Raw genomic sequence first — 1128 nt, 5'->3', positions numbered from 1 at the left:
ATCCTGAGGAAAAGTTCGGCGGCTTCTATGCGGTCACTGACTATCGTGATCCGGTGATTCAGGACGAAATCAATGCCAATGGCTGGGCGATCTGGCCGCCGGTCCGTTATTCCTATCGCACGGTCAACAATGAGTTGCCCGATACGGCACCCTCCAAACCCTTTTGGCTATTTACGCCCGAAGAGCGCTGCGCCCGTTATCCGCAAGGGGTCAACGATCCGAACTGCACCTTTGGCAATTTGAACATTCTTGGCACTGACGATCAGGCACGCGATGTCTTCGCCCGTGCGCTTTATGGCTTCCGCATCTCGGTATTGTTTGGCCTCATCCTGACTGCTGCTTCGGCAGTCATTGGCGTTACCGCCGGCGCCTTGCAAGGCTATTTCGGCGGCTGGCTCGATCTCATCGCCCAGCGCTTTATCGAAATCTGGTCCTCTGTTCCAACCCTTTATCTGCTCCTGATCATGGCGTCGATCCTGCCGCCAGGCTTCTGGATTCTGCTTTGCATTATGCTGTTGTTCTCGTGGGTCAGCTTCGTCGGCATCGTGCGGGCCGAATTCCTCCGCGCGCGCAATTTCGAATACGTCAATGCAGCCCGCGCGCTCGGTGTGCGCGATCGAACCATCATGTTCCGGCACCTGCTGCCCAACGCGATGGTGACCACCTTGACGTTCCTCCCCTTCATTCTCAACGGATCAATCACCACACTGACATCGCTCGATTTCCTTGGCTTCGGCCTGCCTCCGGGATCGCCATCGCTTGGCGAGTTGCTGGCGCAAGGCAAGAACAATCTTCAAGCGCCGTGGCTCGGTCTCACCGGTTTCATCGTCATATCGCTGATGTTGTCGCTGCTGATTTTCGTCGGTGAAGCGACACGTGACGCATTCGATCCGCGCAAGGCTTTTAAATGAACGCTCTACTTTCAGTACGCGATTTGTCGGTCGCCTTCACCCAGAACGCCCAGGAGTCGCTTGCCGTCGATCGCATCTCTTTCGATATCGCTCAGGGCGAGACAGTCGCGCTGGTTGGAGAATCCGGCTCCGGTAAGTCTGTAACTGCCTTGTCGATCCTGAAGCTGCTGCCCTATCCGCCCGCATCACATCCATCTGGCAAGATCCTGTTCAATGG

General features: G+C 56.4%; 2 protein-coding genes. Both read left to right on the top strand.

The window, feature by feature from the left end; all coding sequences use genetic code 11:
• On the top strand, positions 1 to 911 hold a 911-nt coding region (locus ACXJ5O_RS27805), incomplete at its 5' end, for an ABC transporter permease (protein WP_457302730.1).
• On the top strand, positions 908 to 1128 hold a 221-nt coding region (locus ACXJ5O_RS27800), incomplete at its 3' end, for an ATP-binding cassette domain-containing protein (protein ID WP_457302729.1). The genes ACXJ5O_RS27805 and ACXJ5O_RS27800, both read left to right, overlap by 4 nt.

Source organism: Phyllobacterium sp. P5_D12 (assembly GCF_054049495.1).
Note: the sequence above shows the minus strand (reverse complement) of the source record. Positions and strands in the feature narration are given on the sequence as shown.